Genomic DNA, 16,029 nt, shown 5'->3' on the forward strand with positions numbered 1-16,029 from the left:
AGCAATACGGCCAAAAATGCTTTCTGTGTATACAGGCGCCTATCCGCGATTCCAGCCGTACTCGTTCTCAGGGCGCCCAGGGGTGCCGTACCGGGGCGCCCTGGTGACTGTCCCGGCGTCGGCCAAATATTCCAGATACCGGCGTGCGGTGACGCGGGACATGCCCAGGGCGTCCATGACTTCGCTCGCGGAGACCGCTTCCTGCCGCGCCCGCATCAGGTCTTTCACCGCTTCCAGGGTGGATCCCGAAAGGCCCTTCGGCAGCGGTAGTTCCGTCGGAGCGCGGAGGCTGGCAAAGGCCTGGTCCACATCGCTTTGGGAGGCTCCCGCCTTGGAGATTCCGGACAATGAACCGGCCAGCTGCTCACGGAACGTTCGGTAGCTGCCGAGCTTGTCCGCGAATGTTGCATACGTGAAGGGCTTAATGAGGTACTGCACGACGCCGATGGACACGGCGCTGCGCACGATGTTCAGTTCCCGGACAGCGGTGATGGCAATGATGTCGGCAAAAACTCCCGCGGACCTCATGCGCCGGGCCACGTCGAGCCCGTGAAGGTCAGGCAGATTCATGTCCAGCAGGACCAAGTCAACGGGGGCCCCGATGCAGCGAACTCCCCAAGGATGCGCAGTGCCGACTGGCCGTCAGGGGCAGTGCCCACCAGCGAAAACCCGTCCAGGCGGCCGACATAGACGGAGTGGGCGTCCGAAGCTATGGGCTCATCCTCCACTACCAGGACACGGATGTCTGTCATGCCTTCTCTTCCTCAGGAACCGACGCGGGCAGCACTACATGGAATTGTGCTCCGCCGGGATTGCTGATGGTCATCGTACCGTTGAGCCGATCCACGGCCTGGCGCACCAGTGCCAGGCCAACGCCGCGCCCGTGGGAGCCGCGCGGGTTTTTGTCCGGAGACTTCGTGCTGAAGCCGTACTGCAGTACGTCGTCAATGGACTCCGGATTGATGCCACTCCCGGAGTCCCGGACCGTGAATTCGACGGCGGCAGGTCCGGCTTCCACGTCCAGCTCCACCTTCCGTGGGAAGTCACCGGCAGCCGCGGCATCAATGGCATTGTCCAGCAGGTTTCCGAGGATCGTCACCAGGTCCTGGATCTCCAGGCCACGGACACCGGAACTCCCTGACGTCCGGACCTCCAACTCCACCCCGCGTTCGTGGGCTTCTGCCGCCTTGCCCATCACCAAGGCGCTCATGACGGGCTCATCCACCGACGCCACCATGTCGTCGGTGAGTTGCTGGCTGAGTTCAAGGTCCTTGGTGGCAAAGTCCAAAGCCTGGGGTGTGCGGCCAAGTTCCAGCAGGGAGACGATCATGTGAAGCCGGTTTGCGTGTTCATGTGTCTGCGCGCGCAGCGCATCCGAGAGGGTTTTCATGGTCTGGAGTTCCGAGCCCAGGGATTCGATCTCGGTACGGTCGCGGATGGTGGCCACTGTGCCGTAGACCGCCGGTTTCTGTCGGCTGCGCTCAGGCACCGGCCCTACTGCGGGGGCCTGGTTCACTACCAGGATCCGGGAACCGGTCAGGTGAATCTCGTCGTGTGCTGGCCTGCCGGATTCGAACAGCGCCCGCAGGCTGCCGTCGAAGGGGAGATCAGCGAGTTTCGGGGCATCGACAGGGGAACGGTCGGCGTCCGAAGGCTGCAGGCCCAGCAACTCGGCGGCTTGGTCGTTATACATGACTGCCTTGCCGTGGTTATCGATCAGGATCACACCCTCGCGTACGGAGTGCAGGACCGACTCGTAGTAGGCAAACAGCTGAGCGAGCTGTTCCGGTCCCCAGCCCCGCGTTACCGATCTCAGATACCGCCCAAGGAGCCACGAAGCGACGGAGCCAAAGCTCAACACCACCAGTGCTATGCCTCCGATCACCCCCAGGCGCTCGGCCACATCCGTATCTACCGTCCGGACGGTAACTCCCGCTGCCACCAGGGCTTTGACGGTTCCGTCGGCAGCTTTGACCGGTGCGATGGTTCGAACCGACGGACCCAAGGTGCCTGCCGTGACCTCCGTGAACGTCTCGCCCCGCAGCGCGGGCTCAATGGTTCCGATGTACGGCTTGCCGAGTTCTTCGACCCTCGGGTGCGTCCAGCGCGTCCTGTCCGGAGCCATGATGGTGATGAAATCGGCATCAGCATCGTCCATGACGTCCAGCGCGTAGGGCTGCAGCGTAGCAGAGGGCTCCGCAGCTGAAGCCGCGTCCAGGACCAACGGGTTGTCGGCAATGGATGTCGCCACGGCGAGCATTCGACCCCCGGCGTTGTCGTAGGCCCTGTCCCGGGCTTCCACCACGGAAAAGGCTCCAAACACCGCCGTCAGGACCAGGACGAACAGGAGGTTTGCCACAAACAACCTGCGGGCGATGCTCCAGCTGTGAAACACGTGGACCTCCATGACCAATATGACCGCAACGGTGATGTGTGTCACCAACGGCTCAATGATGGATATCACACAAGGGCAGCGGATTGGACATCAGTGCAGGACCGCAGCGCCTTACACAGTATCCAAAGGAGAATCCCATGACCTCTCAACGAGGAGAGTCGGCAGTAGCTGCCAAAGCTGGACGCAAGGGGCTCGACAAGTCGCATTACTTGTACATCGCGGTCATCCTTGCCGTAGTACTCGGCGCCGTGGTCGGCTTGATGTTCCCCGAAGTCGGCAAGTCACTCAAGCCACTCGGCGATGGCTTCATCAAGCTCATCAAGATGATGATCGCGCCGGTCATTTTCTGCACCATCGTCCTGGGCATCGGCTCCATCGCCAAGGCTGCCACCGTTGGCAAGGTGGGTGGCCTCGCCCTCGGCTACTTCGTGGCCATGTCAACCTTTGCCCTGGCCATCGGCCTCGTGGTGGGCAACCTCATCCACCCGGGTGAGGGACTCAAGCTGACCCCGTACGATCCCACCAAGAAGGCGGACACCAACAGCACTGTTGACTTCCTTCTGGGCATCATCCCCGGTGATATCCCGGTCCTGCCCACACTGCTTGCCGCGATCCTGGTCGGTTTCGCCTTGCAGAAAATGGGCAAGCAGGGAGCCCCTATCCTCGCCGCAATCGGCCACGGCCAGCGCCTCGTCTTCCGCATCCTCATCATGATCATGTGGCTGGCGCCGGTAGGCGCGTTCGGTGCCATTGCCGCCGTCGTTGGTGCCACCGGCGCCCAGGCAATCCTCAGCATGTTCACGCTGATGCTGGCCTTCTATGTCACCTGCGCACTGTTCATCGTGGTGATCCTCGGAACCCTGCTCCGTGCAGTGGCCGGCGTCAACATCTTCAAGCTCATGAAGTACCTGGCCCGTGAGTACCTCCTGATCTTCTCCACTTCCTCCTCCGAAGCAGCGCTGCCCCGCCTGATCGCCAAGATGGAGCACCTGGGTGTCTCCAAGCCGGTAGTTGGCGTCACCGTTCCCACGGGCTACTCCTTCAACCTTGACGGCACGGCGATCTACCTGACCATGGCTTCGCTCTTCGTCGCCAACGCCATGGGCACCCCGCTGGACCTCGGCGCCCAGGTCTCCTTGTTGGTCTTCATGATCATCGCTTCAAAGGGTGCCGCCGGTGTCACGGGAGCGGGACTTGCAACCCTTGCCGCAGGTCTTCAGGCACACAAGCCTGAGCTGCTCGGCGGCGTGGGCATGATCGTAGGAATCGACCGCTTCATGTCCGAGGCCCGCGCCTTGACCAACTTCACCGGCAACGCAGTAGCCACGGTCCTGATCGGAACCTGGGTGAAGGAAATCGACAATGGACAGGTGGAGCGTGTCCTCTCCGGCAGCGAACCCTTCGATGAGCAGACCATGATCGCCCATGGCGGCGAAGAAGAGGCCGCTCCTGAAGCTGAAACCCGCGAAAAGGCAACCGTCTAACCCGGGCAGGGATCAGCGCATCGCATCATTTACGAAGGCCGGCACCTCTCCAGGTGCCGGCCTTCCGCATGTGGCCGCCAAACTGCGGCAATGAAGGCAACCTTCTACCTCAGCTAGAGGGTCAAGGCTCACGAGCAGGACAAAGTCAAGTTCCCCAAATAACCGTGTCGGGCGCTGTAGCCTAGGTGGGTAGTAGCGCTGTAGCTGGGGGCCAGCGGCAGGGAAGATCGTCGTCGAAAGAGTGGTTAGATACGTGAGCATCGAACGAGGAACAGCTACGCTGGGAGGCACCGAGCTCGATCTGGAAGACGCCATCATGGGGCCAACAGGCCGCCCTTACCGCGAATTTCCGGAACCTGCTCCCCTTGCTTCCCACGGCCCGGCGAGAGTCATCGCCATGGTCAACCAGAAAGGTGGCGTGGGTAAAACCACCTCCACCATCAATCTCGCTGCTGCGCTCGCCGAATACGGCCGGCGTGTCCTGCTGGTGGACTTTGATCCCCAGGGCGCGCTCTCCGCGGGTCTGGGAGCCAATCCGCACGAGCTCGACCTCACTGTGTACAACGTCCTGATGGACCGCAAAGTGAGTATCCGGGATGCCATCCAGCAGACCGGCGTCGAGGGCGTTGACCTTCTTCCCGCCAACATCGACCTCTCCGCCGCAGAAGTCCAACTCGTCAACGAGGTGGCACGCGAGCAGGTATTGGACCGCGCGCTCAAGAGCGTCGAGGACGATTACGACGTCGTCCTGATCGACTGCCAGCCGTCCCTGGGGCTGCTGACCGTCAATGCACTGACGGCAGCGCACGGAGTCATTATTCCGCTGATCTGTGAGTTCTTCGCCTTGCGGGCAGTGGCCCTCCTGGTGGAAACCATCGAAAAGGTCCAGGACCGCCTCAACCCGAGGCTGCAGGTGGACGGTGTCCTGGCCACCATGTACGACGCCCGCACCCTGCACAGCCGCGAAGTGATTTCACGTCTCGTGGAAGCCTTCGGTGACAAGGTGTTCGAGACCGTCATCAAGCGCTCCATCAAGTTCGCGGATGCAACGGTCGCGGCCGAGCCCATCACCAGTTATGCGGGCAACCACATTGGCGCCGACGCCTACCGCCGGCTTGCCAAGGAATTGATCTCGCGCGGCGGCGCGCCCTAGCCGACCGTGGGACCGTCACTCGCTCCGGCCATGGAAGCTGGCGCTTCCGCTTCTGCAGAAGCGCCCGACGCCGGTACCGCCGAAGCCCGCAAACCCGGTTTTGAGGTACGGCTGGCCAACTTCACGGGCCCGTTCGATCTCCTGCTTGGCCTGATCTCCAAGCACAAGATGGATATCACCGAAGTGGCCTTGGCCACCGTCACCGATGAGTTCATCAAGTACATCCGCCGGCTCCAGGAGCTGGGGGAGGACTGGGCGCTGGACGAAGCCAGCGAGTTCCTGGTCATCGCCGCCACTCTGCTGGATCTCAAGGCCGCGCGCCTCCTGCCGGCCGGTGAGGTGGAGGACGCAGAGGATATTGCGCTCCTTGAGGCGAGGGATCTCCTGTTCGCCCGCCTCCTGCAGTACAAGGCTTTCAAGCAGATAGCCGGGATCCTGGGTGAAACGCTGGAACAGGAAGCGCGTCGTTATCCGCGCCAGGTTGCTCTGGAAAGCCATTTCGCCGCCCTGCTGCCCGAACTCGTATGGCGCCATACCCCGGAACAATTCGCGGAACTTGCTGCCAAGGCGCTGAAACCCAAGGATTCGGCTCCCGCCGAGGTGGGCCTGGACCATCTTCACGCTCCACCGGTGAGCGTCAAGGAACAGGCCGGGATCATGGGCCACCGCCTGAAGCTGGGCGCGCCCTTGTCCTTCCAGGCGCTGATAGCCGACGCAGAGACCACCCTGGTGGTCGTGGCACGCTTCCTTGCGTTGTTGGAAATGTTCCGGGACCGCGTGGTGGCTTTCGAACAGCCCGCACCCTTGGCGGAGTTGACGGTTCGGTGGACGGGCGACGACGCCGGGTGGGACAGTTCCCGCCTGAGTGAAGAGTATGAGACTGGCGTGGGGCCGGAAAACGGGGAGAACAGCAGTGAATGAGCAGGAAACGGCCCAGGAGGGGCTGGCTGACCTGGAAGCGCTGCCAGGTGGTGCACGGGCAGCCTTGGAGGCAGTGCTCATGGTCATCGACGAGCCTGCTACGTCGGAAGAGTTGTCCGCCGGACTCAACGTGACGGTCTCCGTCGTCGAGGATTTGCTGCATGACCTGCAACGGGAGTATAGCGGCTATACTGTTAAAGCCCCGGACGTGGATGCTGTCGGCTATGCCGATGCCAGCACTGCACCCCGGGGTTTTGAATTGCGGAATGTCGCCGGCGGGTGGCGCATCTATTCACGGTCGGATTTTGCCGACATCGTGGGAAGGTTCGTTCTCGAAGGGCAGACCACCAGGCTCACTCAAGCAGCGCTTGAGACCCTGGCGGTCATAGCTTACCGGCAACCGGTCTCCAGGGCCCGGGTATCTGCCATTCGCGGCGTCAACGTCGATTCGGTAGTCCGGACACTCACCCAACGGGGTTTGATCGAGGATTCCGGAAACGATCCCGAATCCGGGGCTGTCCTTTACCGGACAACCTCGTATTTCCTGGAGCGGATGGGTATTGGCTCAGTGGCTGAACTGCCACAGCTTTCGCCACACCTTCCAGGTTTGGAAGGAATTGACGAGTACTACGACGCCAGCCGGATGTAGCCACAGGCTACGCCCGGCACCGCAGGAAAACTTCAGATGGATTCACGGCACCTTCAGGGTGCACAGCGACAAGGGGCAGACGATGTCTGCCCGGCTGGCTAGTGTTGATTGCAGCACGGAAAGCCGGCCATTACTACACAAGGACGGGTCATGACACAGGCGGGACGCCAGAGTTCACCACGTAACAGTTCGGGACGCAACAGTTCTGGACGCAATGAGGCCAAGGGCGGCACGGGCCGCACCAACGCCGGCGGCTTCTCAGGCCGCGGCGGCAGCGCCGGCGCTGGAAAGCGCAACTTCACCCAGGGCGAAGGCCGACCCTTCAAGGCTCCGAAGCCGCGCGAAGCGGCACCTTTCGATCCTGACAACCCCACAACTGCGGGCGACTTTGACCGGGGCCAGGCCTCCAGGCCCGCGAAGCCCTTCCGCAAGCCCGGCTCCAACAAGCCCGGCTTTGGCAAGGCACCCGGTACGCCGGGCGCACTGAAGCCCAAGGCCAAGCCCGCCAGGCAGTACGGCTCCAAGGCATTCGGCAGCGAACGATTCGGCCAGAACCTGGGTCCCATCCGCAAGCCAGGCCGCAACCGCGGACCGCGCCAGGAAGTCCCGCAGTCGGACCTTCACGATGTTGACGGCGTACGCCTGCAGAAGGTCATGGCTCAAGCCGGCGTGGCTTCACGCCGCGTCTGTGAGGAAATGATCCTCGAGGGACGCGTCGAGGTTGATGGCGTAGTGACCACCGAGCTTGGTATGCGCGTGGACCCCACGGCTGCCGTGATCCACGTCGATGGCATCCGGATCCAGCTCGACGAAACCCTCGTCTACATGGTCTTCAACAAGCCCAAGGGCGTCGTCTCCACCATGGAGGACCCCGAAGGCCGTCCCTGCATCAGCGACTTCCTGAAGAACAACAAGAACAAGGGCGAACGCCTGTTCCACGTTGGCCGTCTCGATGTCGCCACTGAGGGGCTGCTGCTGCTGACGAACGACGGCGAACTCGCCAACCGCTTGACGCACCCTTCCTATGAGGTACCCAAGACGTACCTCGTCCAGGTGCGCGGCCCGTTCCCGCAGGGCGTGGGCGCGAAGCTGAAGAACGGCGTCGAGCTCGAAGACGGTGTCGCCGCAGTGGACTCGTTCCGGTTGGTGGACTCCACCCCGGGCCACGTCCTCATCGAGGTTGTGCTCCACTCAGGCAAGAACCGCATCGTGCGCCGTATGTTTGACGCCGTCGGGTTCCCGGTTGAACGTCTTGTCCGCGTGAAGGTCGGCCCCATCGGCTTGGGTGACCAGCGCCAGGGCAGCATCCGCAACCTCGGCAGGCAGGAAGTCGGACACCTCCTGGCATCTGTAGGGCTCTAGGGCATGTCGGCATTCGGTACGCACGGCCGGGGCCATCTCGATGGCCCGGTCGTCGTTCTCGGTACAGGCTTGCTGGGGGCCAGCATTGGCCTCGGCCTGCGCGGACGCGGAGTTCCGGTCTTCCTGTCCGATCCTTCGCCCACCAATCAGGCGGTCGCGGTGGATATCGGAGCGGGACGGCCGTTGGGCGAGTTGGGTGAAGAACCCCAGCTGGTTGTTGTCGCGGCTCCGCCGGACGTTACCGCCGACGTCGTGCAGAAGGCTTTGGCGGACTACCCATCCGCCGTCGTGGTTGACATCGCGAGCGTGAAAGCGACCATTCAGGCGCAGCTGCGTGAGCGTGGCGTGGACCTGTCCCGCTATGTGGGGACGCATCCTATGGCCGGGCGTGAGAAGTCAGGCCCGGTGGCTGCCCGGGGAGAGCTTTTCACCTCCATGCCGTGGGTTGTTTGCCCGTCAGAGGAAACCTCGGATGCGGCGCTTCAGGCTGCCCGGTTGTTGGCCGGGGATCTTGGGGGAATCGTCTCCCAATTCACGGCAGACGAACACGATGAAGCTGTGGCACTGGTATCGCATTTGCCCCAGATCATGTCTTCCCTGTTGGCCAGCCGGCTGCAAGGTACGCCCCTGCATGCCCTTTCCTTGGCTGGCAACGGGCTCCGGGACACCACCCGCATCGCCGCCAGCGATCCCACCCTTTGGGTGCAGATCCTGGGAGGCAACGCGGAAAAGGTGGTTTCCATCCTGCACGGTGTCCGCGAGGACCTGAACCGCTTGATCGGAACTCTTGAAGAGCCGTTGGCGCCCGGCGCTCGGCTGGACCTTGCGCAACTGATCAGTGAAGGCAATGCAGGGCAGGCGAGGATTCCCGGTAAACACGGCGGACCTCCGCAGGCCTACTCGTGGCTCACCATCCTGGTGGACGACAAACCGGGCCAGATTGCCCACCTTCTCACGGAGATCGGCGAGATTGGCGTGAACCTCGAGGACCTCCGGCTCGACCATTCGTCGGGACAAAACGTGGGCATGGTGGAGCTTTCCGTGCTTCCCAGCAAGCATGACCTCCTTGTTGAAGCTTTGACTGACCGTGGATGGCGGGTACTCCAGTAATGACGCGTGAATTTTTTGGACCGGAAACGGTAGCCCGTCCGGGCAAGCCGTTGGTCATTGCCATCGACGGTCCTTCCGGATCGGGCAAATCCAGCGTCAGCAAGGAAGTTGCCCGGCGCTTGAAACTGGCTTACCTGGATACGGGCGCGATGTACCGGGCCCTCACCTGGTACTGCCTCAAGACAGGCGTTGACCTCCAGGACGGCGCAGCAGTGGAGCAGGCTTCCAAAGCCATGCCGTTGGAGATCAGCACATCCACTGCTGCGGAGTACGTGGCAGTGGATGGCACAGACGTCACGGACGAAATCCGGGATCCCTTGATCTCCTCGTCCGTCAGCGCTGTGGCCACTACGCTCGGTGCCCGCACGGAGCTCATCCGCCGCCAGCGTGAGCTGATCGCCCAGCACCACCACCGCATGGTGGTGGAGGGACGCGACATCACCACCGTCGTCGTCCCCAATGCCGAGGTCCGCATGCTCCTGACCGCCAGCGAGGAAGCACGGCTCCGGCGCCGGGGCATCCAGTTGGGTGGCACCCAGAGCAAAGAGCAGCTGGCAGCCCAAGTCATCCAGCGTGACGCCAAGGACTCCACGGTGGTGAACTTCACCCAGGCAGCTGATGGCGTGGTGACGCTGGATTCCTCGGACCTGGACTTCGAGGAAACAGTGGAGACCGCCCTGGCGATCGTCAGCAAGGTGATCTATGGCGACTAAGGAACAAGGACACGGGCTTCCCGCTCCGTGGACCAAAGTGTGGAGCCGCCCCGTCGGGTGGTTCCTTGACCACGTCATGTACCGGACCGTCGTGGCGGGTAAAAGCAACGTTCCCGCCGGCGGACCGGTGATTTTCGCCGCGAACCACATCAGCTTCCTCGATGGGCCTGTGATGTTCGGCGCCTCTCCGCGGCCTATGCACATCCTCGTCAAGAAAGAGATGTTCAGGGGCTTCCTTGGTTCAGTCCTGCGGGGCTCCGGACAGATTCCGGTGGACCGTTCCGGGGACCGCGCCGCCCTGCATCTCGGCAAGCAACTGCTCGACGACGGCCGCTGCGTCGGGATTCTTCCGGAAGGCACGCGGGGGAGCGGTGCAGCCGAAAGCATCAGCAACGGGGTTGCCTGGCTTGCCATTAACTCCGGAGCAACAGTAATACCGGTGGCCATCCTCGGAACCCGCCAGGGCGACGAGCACCGCGACCATATCCCCAAACCGCGCCGCAAGCTCCACGTGAGCTTCGGTGAACCTCTTACGGTGAAGCGCCGGAAGGGTGAACCGGGCCGTGTTTCAATGGACAGGGCGGCTGCGGAAATCCGCGCAGCCCTGGCCGATCACGTCCAGGATGCCATCCGTGCCACAGGACAGGGCCTTCCCCGGGATCCTGCGCCCGGAGAATCCACTCCGCAGCACCGCCATACAGCAGTAGCCGGGACGCCGGCAGACCACCCCTAAGGAAAGTGCAATGAGCGATACGACTCAAAAATCCGGCCTCCACGGAGCCGGCGACGACGAATACACGCCCACCGGCACCGACCAGGTGGCTGAAAACCTGGCTGCCCTGGACGATGACGAGGCCGAGCTCCGCGCGGCCACCCTGCGTGCCGGCCTGGACGACTACGAACTCGATGACGAAGATGCCGCACTTCTCAGCGGCGAATACGGCGACGAAGGCGACGAAGGTCCCCTCAAGCTGGACCCCGTCTTGGCCATCATCGGCCGCCCGAACGTGGGCAAATCCACGTTGGTCAACCGCATCCTGGGCCGCCGCGAAGCCGTGGTTGAGGACACCCCGGGCGTTACCCGCGACCGCGTCATGTACTCGGCGCGCTGGAATGGCCGCAACTTCACCTTGGTTGATACCGGTGGGTGGGAGCACGATGCCAAGGGCATCCACGCCCGCGTAGCCGAGCAGGCCGAGATGGCCGTTGAGCTTGCAGACGCCGTCCTCTTTGTGGTGGATTCCGCCGTTGGTGCCACGGCCACGGACGAGGGTGTCATGAAGATGCTCCGCAAGAGCAAGAAGCCGGTCATCATGGTGGCCAACAAAGTGGACGACTTCGCACAGGAAGCTGACTCGGCAACGCTGTGGGGCTTGGGCTTCGGCGAACCGTACCCGGTATCGGCACTGCACGGACGTGGCGTTGCCGACCTCCTGGACCACGTCATGGATACCCTTCCCGAGTTCTCCCTGGTGGAAGGCGTTGAGCGCTCCGGCGGTCCGCGCCGTATCGCCTTGATCGGACGCCCGAATGTTGGCAAGTCCTCGCTGCTGAACAAGCTTGCAGGCTCTGAGCGCGTCGTGGTTGATCCGCTGGCCGGGACCACGCGTGACCCTGTCGACGAATTCATCGAACTTGGCGACCGTACCTGGCGTTTCGTGGACACCGCAGGTATCCGCCGCCGCCAGCACATGGCCCAGGGCGCCGATTTCTACGCTTCCCTGCGGACGCAGGCCGCGCTCGAAAAGGCGGAGGTCGCCGTCGTGCTTCTTGCCGTCGATGAAGTCCTCAGTGAGCAGGACGTGCGTATCCTCCAGCTGGCCATTGAATCCGGCCGTGCACTGGTCCTCGCCTTCAACAAGTGGGACCTGCTGGACGACGAACGCCGCCGCTACCTGGAGCGCGAAATCGAGCAGGACCTGGCGCACGTTGAGTGGGCGCCCCGCGTCAACATCTCCGCCAAGACGGGCTGGCACAAGGACCGCCTGGTTCCTGCCCTGGACATCGCACTGGAGAGCTGGGACCGCCGCATCCCCACGGGTCGCCTCAACGCGTTCCTGGGCGAGCTCGTCGCTGCGCACCCGCACCCGGTCCGTGGTGGAAAGCAGCCCCGCATTCTCTTCGGCACCCAGGCTTCCAGCCGTCCGCCGAAGTTTGTGCTGTTCACCACCGGGTTCCTGGATCCCGGATACCGTCGCTTCATCACGCGTCGCCTCCGCGAAACGTTCGGCTTCGAGGGTACGCCCATCGAGGTCAACATGCGCGTCCGCGAGAAGCGTGGCAAGAAGCGCTAAGTGAGACGGGCATCACAGCCGAGTTTGGCTGTGATGGCGTCTCCGACCTCCAACTTCGTGTAAGCTTTTGGAGGTGGTTCGGCCGGACTGCTTAGGTGGGACTCTTCGGAGGATAACCTGGGCGGAGAACGGTGGAACCAGCGGGCTGTAGCGCAGCTTGGTAGCGCACTTGACTGGGGGTCAAGGGGTCGCAGGTTCAAATCCTGTCAGCCCGACAATGAAGGACCGGAATCACGCGGAAACGCGGGATTCCGGTCCTTTCTTGTTTCCGGCCCTTCGCTTCACCTTGCGTCAGCGTCGGCTTGCGTCGGGTGAAGCGAAGGGTGACGGGGGTAGGGCTAAACCCTCTGCAGCGCGCCGAGTGCCCGCACCAACGGTTCAAGCTCCGGCACGGAGGCGGCGGCCTCAAGGGCGGAGGCCAGCGTCTCGTCGTGGACCGGCTTGGCCGACTCCAAGAGTTCTTGTCCGCTGATGGTGAGCTCGGTGTAGATGCCACGGCGGTCGTCGGCGCACAGGATGCGGGTGAGCAGTCCGCGGTCCTCCAGGCGGTTGACCAGGCGGGTGGTGGCACTGCTGGAAAGGGCAGTGGCGCGGGCCAGTTGCTGCATCCGCATATGCCAGCCGTCCTGGCGGCTCAGGGCATCCAGCACCGTGTACTCCACTACCGACAGGTCACTTGAGGCCTGGAGCGCCTTCTCCAGTTCCCCTTCGATGCTTCCGTGCAGGGCGGCAAGGGTCCGCCAACCCTGCGCCCGAACTTCTACGGCGTCATCCTTGATGCCCATGTTTGCTGTGCTCCTGACTTGATGTCGTGTAGATCGGGACGCCGGAAACTAGTTGCTTGCGCAAGTACCTGGCGTGTGCAACTATATATAAAGCGTCTGCAACTATTATTCTACGGTTCCCGGAGGCGCAGTTCCACTTTCCCTGGGAGCCACCACATAAGGAGCTTCACATGCCCGCAGGGTTAATTGCCCTTGCCCTCGGCGGATTCGGCATCGGACTGACAGAATTCGTGATCATGGGTCTCTTGCCCGAGGTTGCCGCCGACTTCCAGGTCAGCGAGGCTGCAGCCGGCTGGTTCATCTCCGGCTATGCCCTGAGCGTTACGGTTGGCGCACTTCTGGTCACGGCGGCCGTGACCCGGCTTCCGCGGAAGCCTGTTCTGGTGGGCTTGCTCGTCCTGTTCATTGCGGGCAACTTCCTGTCCGCCATCGCGGACAGCTACACGGCAATGCTCGTAGGCCGCATTGTCGCCGCACTGTGCCACGGTGCTTTCTTCGGCATCGGCTCGGTAGTGGCGGCCAGCCTGGTTCCGGCGCACAAGAAGGCCGGAGCCATTGCCATCATGTTCACGGGCCTCACCGCCGCGAACGTCCTGGGCGTGCCTTTCGGAACCCTTCTGGGCCAGAACTTCGGCTGGCGATCCACGTTCTGGGCGATCACCATCATTGGCGTGATCGCCTTGGTGGGCATCGCGCTCATGGTCCCCAAGGCCGGCACCGAACCGACCAAGGGCCTGCGCAGTGAGCTTGGAGCCTTCCGGTCCGGCCAGGTCTGGCTTTCCATCATTGTGACCATCCTCGGCTTCGGCGGGATGTTTGGCGCCTTTACCTACATCGCCTTCACGCTGACGGAGGTCTCCGGGTTCGAGTCCAGCGCCGTGCCGTGGCTCCTGGTGCTCTTCGGTGGTGGCCTCTTCGTTGGAAACTTCCTCGGTGGCAAGGCTGCCGACAGAGCATTGGACAAATCCCTCGTCGTCATCCTCGCCGGGCTCGTCGCAGTGTTGGTCTTCTTCGCCCTCACCGCGTCCAGCAGCATCGCAACGCTGGTTTCGCTGGCGCTCATGGGTGGTTTCGGCTTCGCGACGGTCCCCGGCCTCCAGATGCGCGTGATGCACTTTGCCTCAACGGCCCCAACGCTGGCGTCCGGCGCAAACATCGGTGCCTTCAACCTGGGTAACGCTCTCGGAGCCTGGCTGGGCGGCGTGACCATCACCGCTGGCCTCGGCTACACCTCGCCCATTTGGGCCGGTGCCGGCCTTACCGTCGCTGCGCTGCTGGTCATGGTCTTTGCTGCCGCTGCCGCAAAGCGCGGGGGAGCCGCAACAATTGCTGCCACGCCCGACGGCGAACGCGAGCCACGCGGGGCTACCGTCGCCTGAGGTGTCCCATCGGCAAAAGAAGCCCGCCACGGATTGTTCCGTGGCGGGCTTCGTGTTCTGTGGGGTGGCCTAGGCGCTTGGCGTGGGTCCCTGCGTCTCCGCTGCTGCGCTTTTCGCCGCCTTGACGCGCTGGTTTTCCGCCTGCTTCAGCGCTTTCATTTGTTTGCCCCGCCGGCGCCAAAGAGCCCACAGGACTGTGACGGCGATGAAGACCACCACTGCCGCAATGGCAGACACGGCCGTCCAGGTTGTAAAGAAGCCGGCGTCCACGCTCAGCGTCCGCTGGCCTGCGTGGGCTGATTCCGAGGTTCCAAAGGCAATGCCGGCCGTCAGGAGGTTCGGGGTGGCGATGGCAACTGCCGCCAGGAGAATGACGATCTTCCATGGCCAGGCGACTGCCTTGCGGGTGGCTTGCCAGGCCACAAGGAGGGGAATGAAGGTGAAGACGAAACCGTAGAACATGCCCACCAGGACACTGGCTCCGAGATCCCGCTTGATCTGGCCGGCAATGACATCGGACCACCAGCGGGGGAGAATGGCCCCCAGAATAAAGTAGGCGGCCACAGCGACAAGCAATGCCACCAGTATCAGGATTATTTTGACGCCCCAATTGCGCTTTTTCCGAGCTGGTACTTGTGCTTGTTCAGTCATGGGTCAATCATGGCAGAGACCCCCTTGGGCGCAGGGAAATGTGCCTATACTTTCAGCGGTGGCCACCAGCACAGGCCGCCGTCGAGGTTCGTCATTGTCCCGATGAAAGGCCACCCGTGAGCAATATTCCAGAAGATCTTTCCTATACCGCGGAGCACGAATGGGTTACCGCTCCCGATGCCGAAGGCGTTGTGCGGATTGGTATTACCGACTTTGCGCAGGATGCCCTGGGCGACGTCGTTTACGCCCAGATGCCTGAGCCCGGGACAAAAGTCACCGGCAATGAGGTGGTGGGGGAAGTTGAGTCCACCAAGAGCGTCAGCGACATCTATGCTCCCGTGAGCGGCGAGGTCATTAATCGCAATGACGCGTTGGACACCGATCCTGCGCTGATTAACTCGGATCCTTACGGTGAAGGGTGGCTCATTGAGGTCAAGCTCGCGGAAGCAGATGCAGTGGATTCCCTGCTCAGTGCATCAGAGTACGAACAACAGGTAGGCTAAAGTTATCTGGCCCGCCAGGCTGAATTTCCTTAGCGGGAAAAGCGCGACGGCGGGCCAGCAACCGATTTGCCCGGCGGTACCGGGATGCGGAAGTGGCTGGCAGGTTTTTGAACTGCCGGCAGATGAGGAGGAAATTCCATGGTTGGCGGCGAACAGAATCAAGCCAATGTCGGGAACGGCGCGGAGGAACAGCCTACGTCGGAGACCACCTCCATCAGCATCACGCCAACGTGGGACGAGCCAAGCATCGCCCCCAAGCTGGCCCCTGAAGAGCGCGCATCCGTGGAAGCACTACCGCCCAACTCGGCCTTGCTTATTGCCCACAGCGGGCCAAACGCCGGAGCGCGGTTCCTTTTGGATGCGGACACCACCACTGCGGGCCGGCACCCGGACGCAGACATCTTCCTGGATGACGTCACGGTGTCCCGCAAGCACGTCCAGTTCCTTCGCACGGCATCGGGCTTCGAACTGGTGGACATGGGCAGCCTCAACGGAACATATGTCAACCACGACCGCGTTGACCGTGTGCACCTGAAGAGCGGCAACGAGGTGCAGATCGGCAAGTTCCGGTTGACCTACTACCTGAGCCCTGTCCGCGCAGCAGGCCAAGTCTGACGGGGTACCTGCCTG

General features: G+C 62.8%; 15 protein-coding genes, 1 tRNA gene and 1 pseudogene. 13 read left to right on the top strand and 4 right to left on the bottom strand.

The window, feature by feature from the left end:
• Positions 1-39 precede the first annotated feature (39 nt).
• Positions 40-752: pseudogene (locus tag AYX22_RS08815) on the bottom strand (response regulator).
• A complete protein-coding gene (locus tag AYX22_RS08820; RefSeq protein WP_207597529.1) occupies positions 749-2,395 on the bottom strand; it encodes a sensor histidine kinase in 1,647 nt (548 codons plus the stop codon). The pseudogene AYX22_RS08815 and the gene AYX22_RS08820 overlap by 4 nt, the downstream one beginning before the upstream one ends.
• 137 nt (positions 2,396-2,532) lie before the next feature.
• Between AYX22_RS08820 and AYX22_RS08825 the strand changes: the two genes are divergently transcribed.
• The 10 genes from AYX22_RS08825 to AYX22_RS08870 all read left to right on the top strand — a co-directional run bounded on the left by AYX22_RS08825 (position 2,533) and on the right by AYX22_RS08870 (position 12,296).
• Entirely contained in the window at positions 2,533-3,879 is a 1,347-nt protein-coding gene (locus AYX22_RS08825; protein ID WP_207597087.1) for a cation:dicarboxylase symporter family transporter, read from the top strand.
• A gap of 253 nt (positions 3,880-4,132) precedes the next feature.
• Positions 4,133-5,032, top strand: a complete 900-nt coding sequence (locus tag AYX22_RS08830; protein ID WP_089594468.1) for an AAA family ATPase — start codon at positions 4,133-4,135, stop codon at positions 5,030-5,032.
• Positions 5,033-5,038: 6 nt separating this feature from the next.
• Positions 5,039-5,953 (top strand): ScpA family protein, encoded by a 915-nt coding sequence (locus AYX22_RS08835; protein ID WP_207597088.1) that lies wholly within the window; start codon positions 5,039-5,041, stop codon positions 5,951-5,953.
• On the top strand, positions 5,946-6,602 hold the full coding sequence (locus tag AYX22_RS08840) for an SMC-Scp complex subunit ScpB (protein ID WP_207597089.1): 657 nt from the start codon (positions 5,946-5,948) through the stop codon (positions 6,600-6,602). Before AYX22_RS08835 ends, AYX22_RS08840 begins: the two co-directional genes overlap by 8 nt.
• Before the next feature lie 150 nt (positions 6,603-6,752).
• Positions 6,753-7,964, top strand: coding sequence for a pseudouridine synthase (locus tag AYX22_RS08845; protein ID WP_207597090.1), 1,212 nt, complete (start codon positions 6,753-6,755; stop codon positions 7,962-7,964).
• 3 nt (positions 7,965-7,967) lie between these two features.
• The gene (locus tag AYX22_RS08850; RefSeq protein ID WP_207597091.1) at positions 7,968-9,074 is read left to right on the top strand and encodes a prephenate dehydrogenase; all 1,107 of its coding nucleotides are present in this window, start codon (positions 7,968-7,970) and stop codon (positions 9,072-9,074) included.
• A complete protein-coding gene (cmk, locus tag AYX22_RS08855) occupies positions 9,074-9,787 on the top strand; it encodes a (d)CMP kinase (protein WP_207597092.1) in 714 nt (237 codons plus the stop codon). Before AYX22_RS08850 ends, cmk begins: the two co-directional genes overlap by 1 nt.
• Positions 9,777-10,520: a lysophospholipid acyltransferase family protein gene (locus AYX22_RS08860; RefSeq protein ID WP_207597093.1), complete on the top strand. Its 744-nt coding sequence runs from the start codon at positions 9,777-9,779 to the stop codon at positions 10,518-10,520. The genes cmk and AYX22_RS08860 overlap by 11 nt, the downstream gene beginning before the upstream one ends.
• Positions 10,521-10,530: 10 nt before the next feature.
• Entirely contained in the window at positions 10,531-12,081 is a 1,551-nt protein-coding gene (gene der / locus AYX22_RS08865; RefSeq protein WP_207597094.1) for a ribosome biogenesis GTPase Der, read from the top strand.
• 141 nt (positions 12,082-12,222) lie between these two features.
• Positions 12,223-12,296, top strand: a tRNA-Pro gene (locus AYX22_RS08870).
• A gap of 123 nt (positions 12,297-12,419) precedes the next feature.
• Here AYX22_RS08870 and AYX22_RS08875 read toward each other — a convergent pair.
• Positions 12,420-12,866, bottom strand: a complete 447-nt coding sequence (locus tag AYX22_RS08875) for a MarR family transcriptional regulator (RefSeq protein WP_207597095.1) — start codon at positions 12,864-12,866, stop codon at positions 12,420-12,422.
• A 170-nt stretch (positions 12,867-13,036) separates the two neighbouring features.
• Between AYX22_RS08875 and AYX22_RS08880 the strand changes: the two genes are divergently transcribed.
• Complete coding sequence (locus AYX22_RS08880) at positions 13,037-14,245, top strand: MFS transporter (protein WP_207597096.1); 1,209 nt, start codon at positions 13,037-13,039, stop codon at positions 14,243-14,245.
• Positions 14,246-14,314: 69 nt separating this feature from the next.
• Here AYX22_RS08880 and AYX22_RS08885 read toward each other — a convergent pair whose 3' ends face one another.
• Positions 14,315-14,896: a hypothetical protein gene (locus AYX22_RS08885; RefSeq protein ID WP_207597097.1), complete on the bottom strand. Its 582-nt coding sequence runs from the start codon at positions 14,894-14,896 to the stop codon at positions 14,315-14,317.
• Between the two features lie 116 nt (positions 14,897-15,012).
• Here AYX22_RS08885 and gcvH point away from each other — a divergent pair, with 116 nt between their 5' ends.
• A complete protein-coding gene (gcvH, locus tag AYX22_RS08890) occupies positions 15,013-15,399 on the top strand; it encodes a glycine cleavage system protein GcvH (RefSeq protein WP_089594478.1) in 387 nt (128 codons plus the stop codon).
• Between the two features lie 138 nt (positions 15,400-15,537).
• Positions 15,538-16,014, top strand: coding sequence for an FHA domain-containing protein (locus AYX22_RS08895; protein WP_089594479.1), 477 nt, complete (start codon positions 15,538-15,540; stop codon positions 16,012-16,014).
• The last annotated feature ends 15 nt before the right edge of the window (positions 16,015-16,029 follow it).

The organism is Arthrobacter sp. D5-1 (genome assembly GCF_017357425.1).
GTDB lineage: Bacteria > Actinomycetota > Actinomycetes > Actinomycetales > Micrococcaceae > Arthrobacter.

Coding starts and splice junctions, on each gene's coding strand:
- der (WP_207597094.1), top strand. CDS start 10,531: ATGAGCGATACGACTCAAAAATCCGGCCTCCACGGAGCCGGCGACGAC.
- AYX22_RS08845 (WP_207597090.1), top strand. CDS start 6,753: ATGACACAGGCGGGACGCCAGAGTTCACCACGTAACAGTTCGGGACGC.
- AYX22_RS08885 (WP_207597097.1), bottom strand. CDS start 14,896: ATGACTGAACAAGCACAAGTACCAGCTCGGAAAAAGCGCAATTGGGGC.
- AYX22_RS08825 (WP_207597087.1), top strand. CDS start 2,533: ATGACCTCTCAACGAGGAGAGTCGGCAGTAGCTGCCAAAGCTGGACGC.
- AYX22_RS08850 (WP_207597091.1), top strand. CDS start 7,968: ATGTCGGCATTCGGTACGCACGGCCGGGGCCATCTCGATGGCCCGGTC.
- cmk (WP_207597092.1), top strand. CDS start 9,074: ATGACGCGTGAATTTTTTGGACCGGAAACGGTAGCCCGTCCGGGCAAG.
- AYX22_RS08895 (WP_089594479.1), top strand. CDS start 15,538: ATGGTTGGCGGCGAACAGAATCAAGCCAATGTCGGGAACGGCGCGGAG.
- AYX22_RS08875 (WP_207597095.1), bottom strand. CDS start 12,866: ATGGGCATCAAGGATGACGCCGTAGAAGTTCGGGCGCAGGGTTGGCGG.
- AYX22_RS08860 (WP_207597093.1), top strand. CDS start 9,777: ATGGCGACTAAGGAACAAGGACACGGGCTTCCCGCTCCGTGGACCAAA.
- AYX22_RS08880 (WP_207597096.1), top strand. CDS start 13,037: ATGCCCGCAGGGTTAATTGCCCTTGCCCTCGGCGGATTCGGCATCGGA.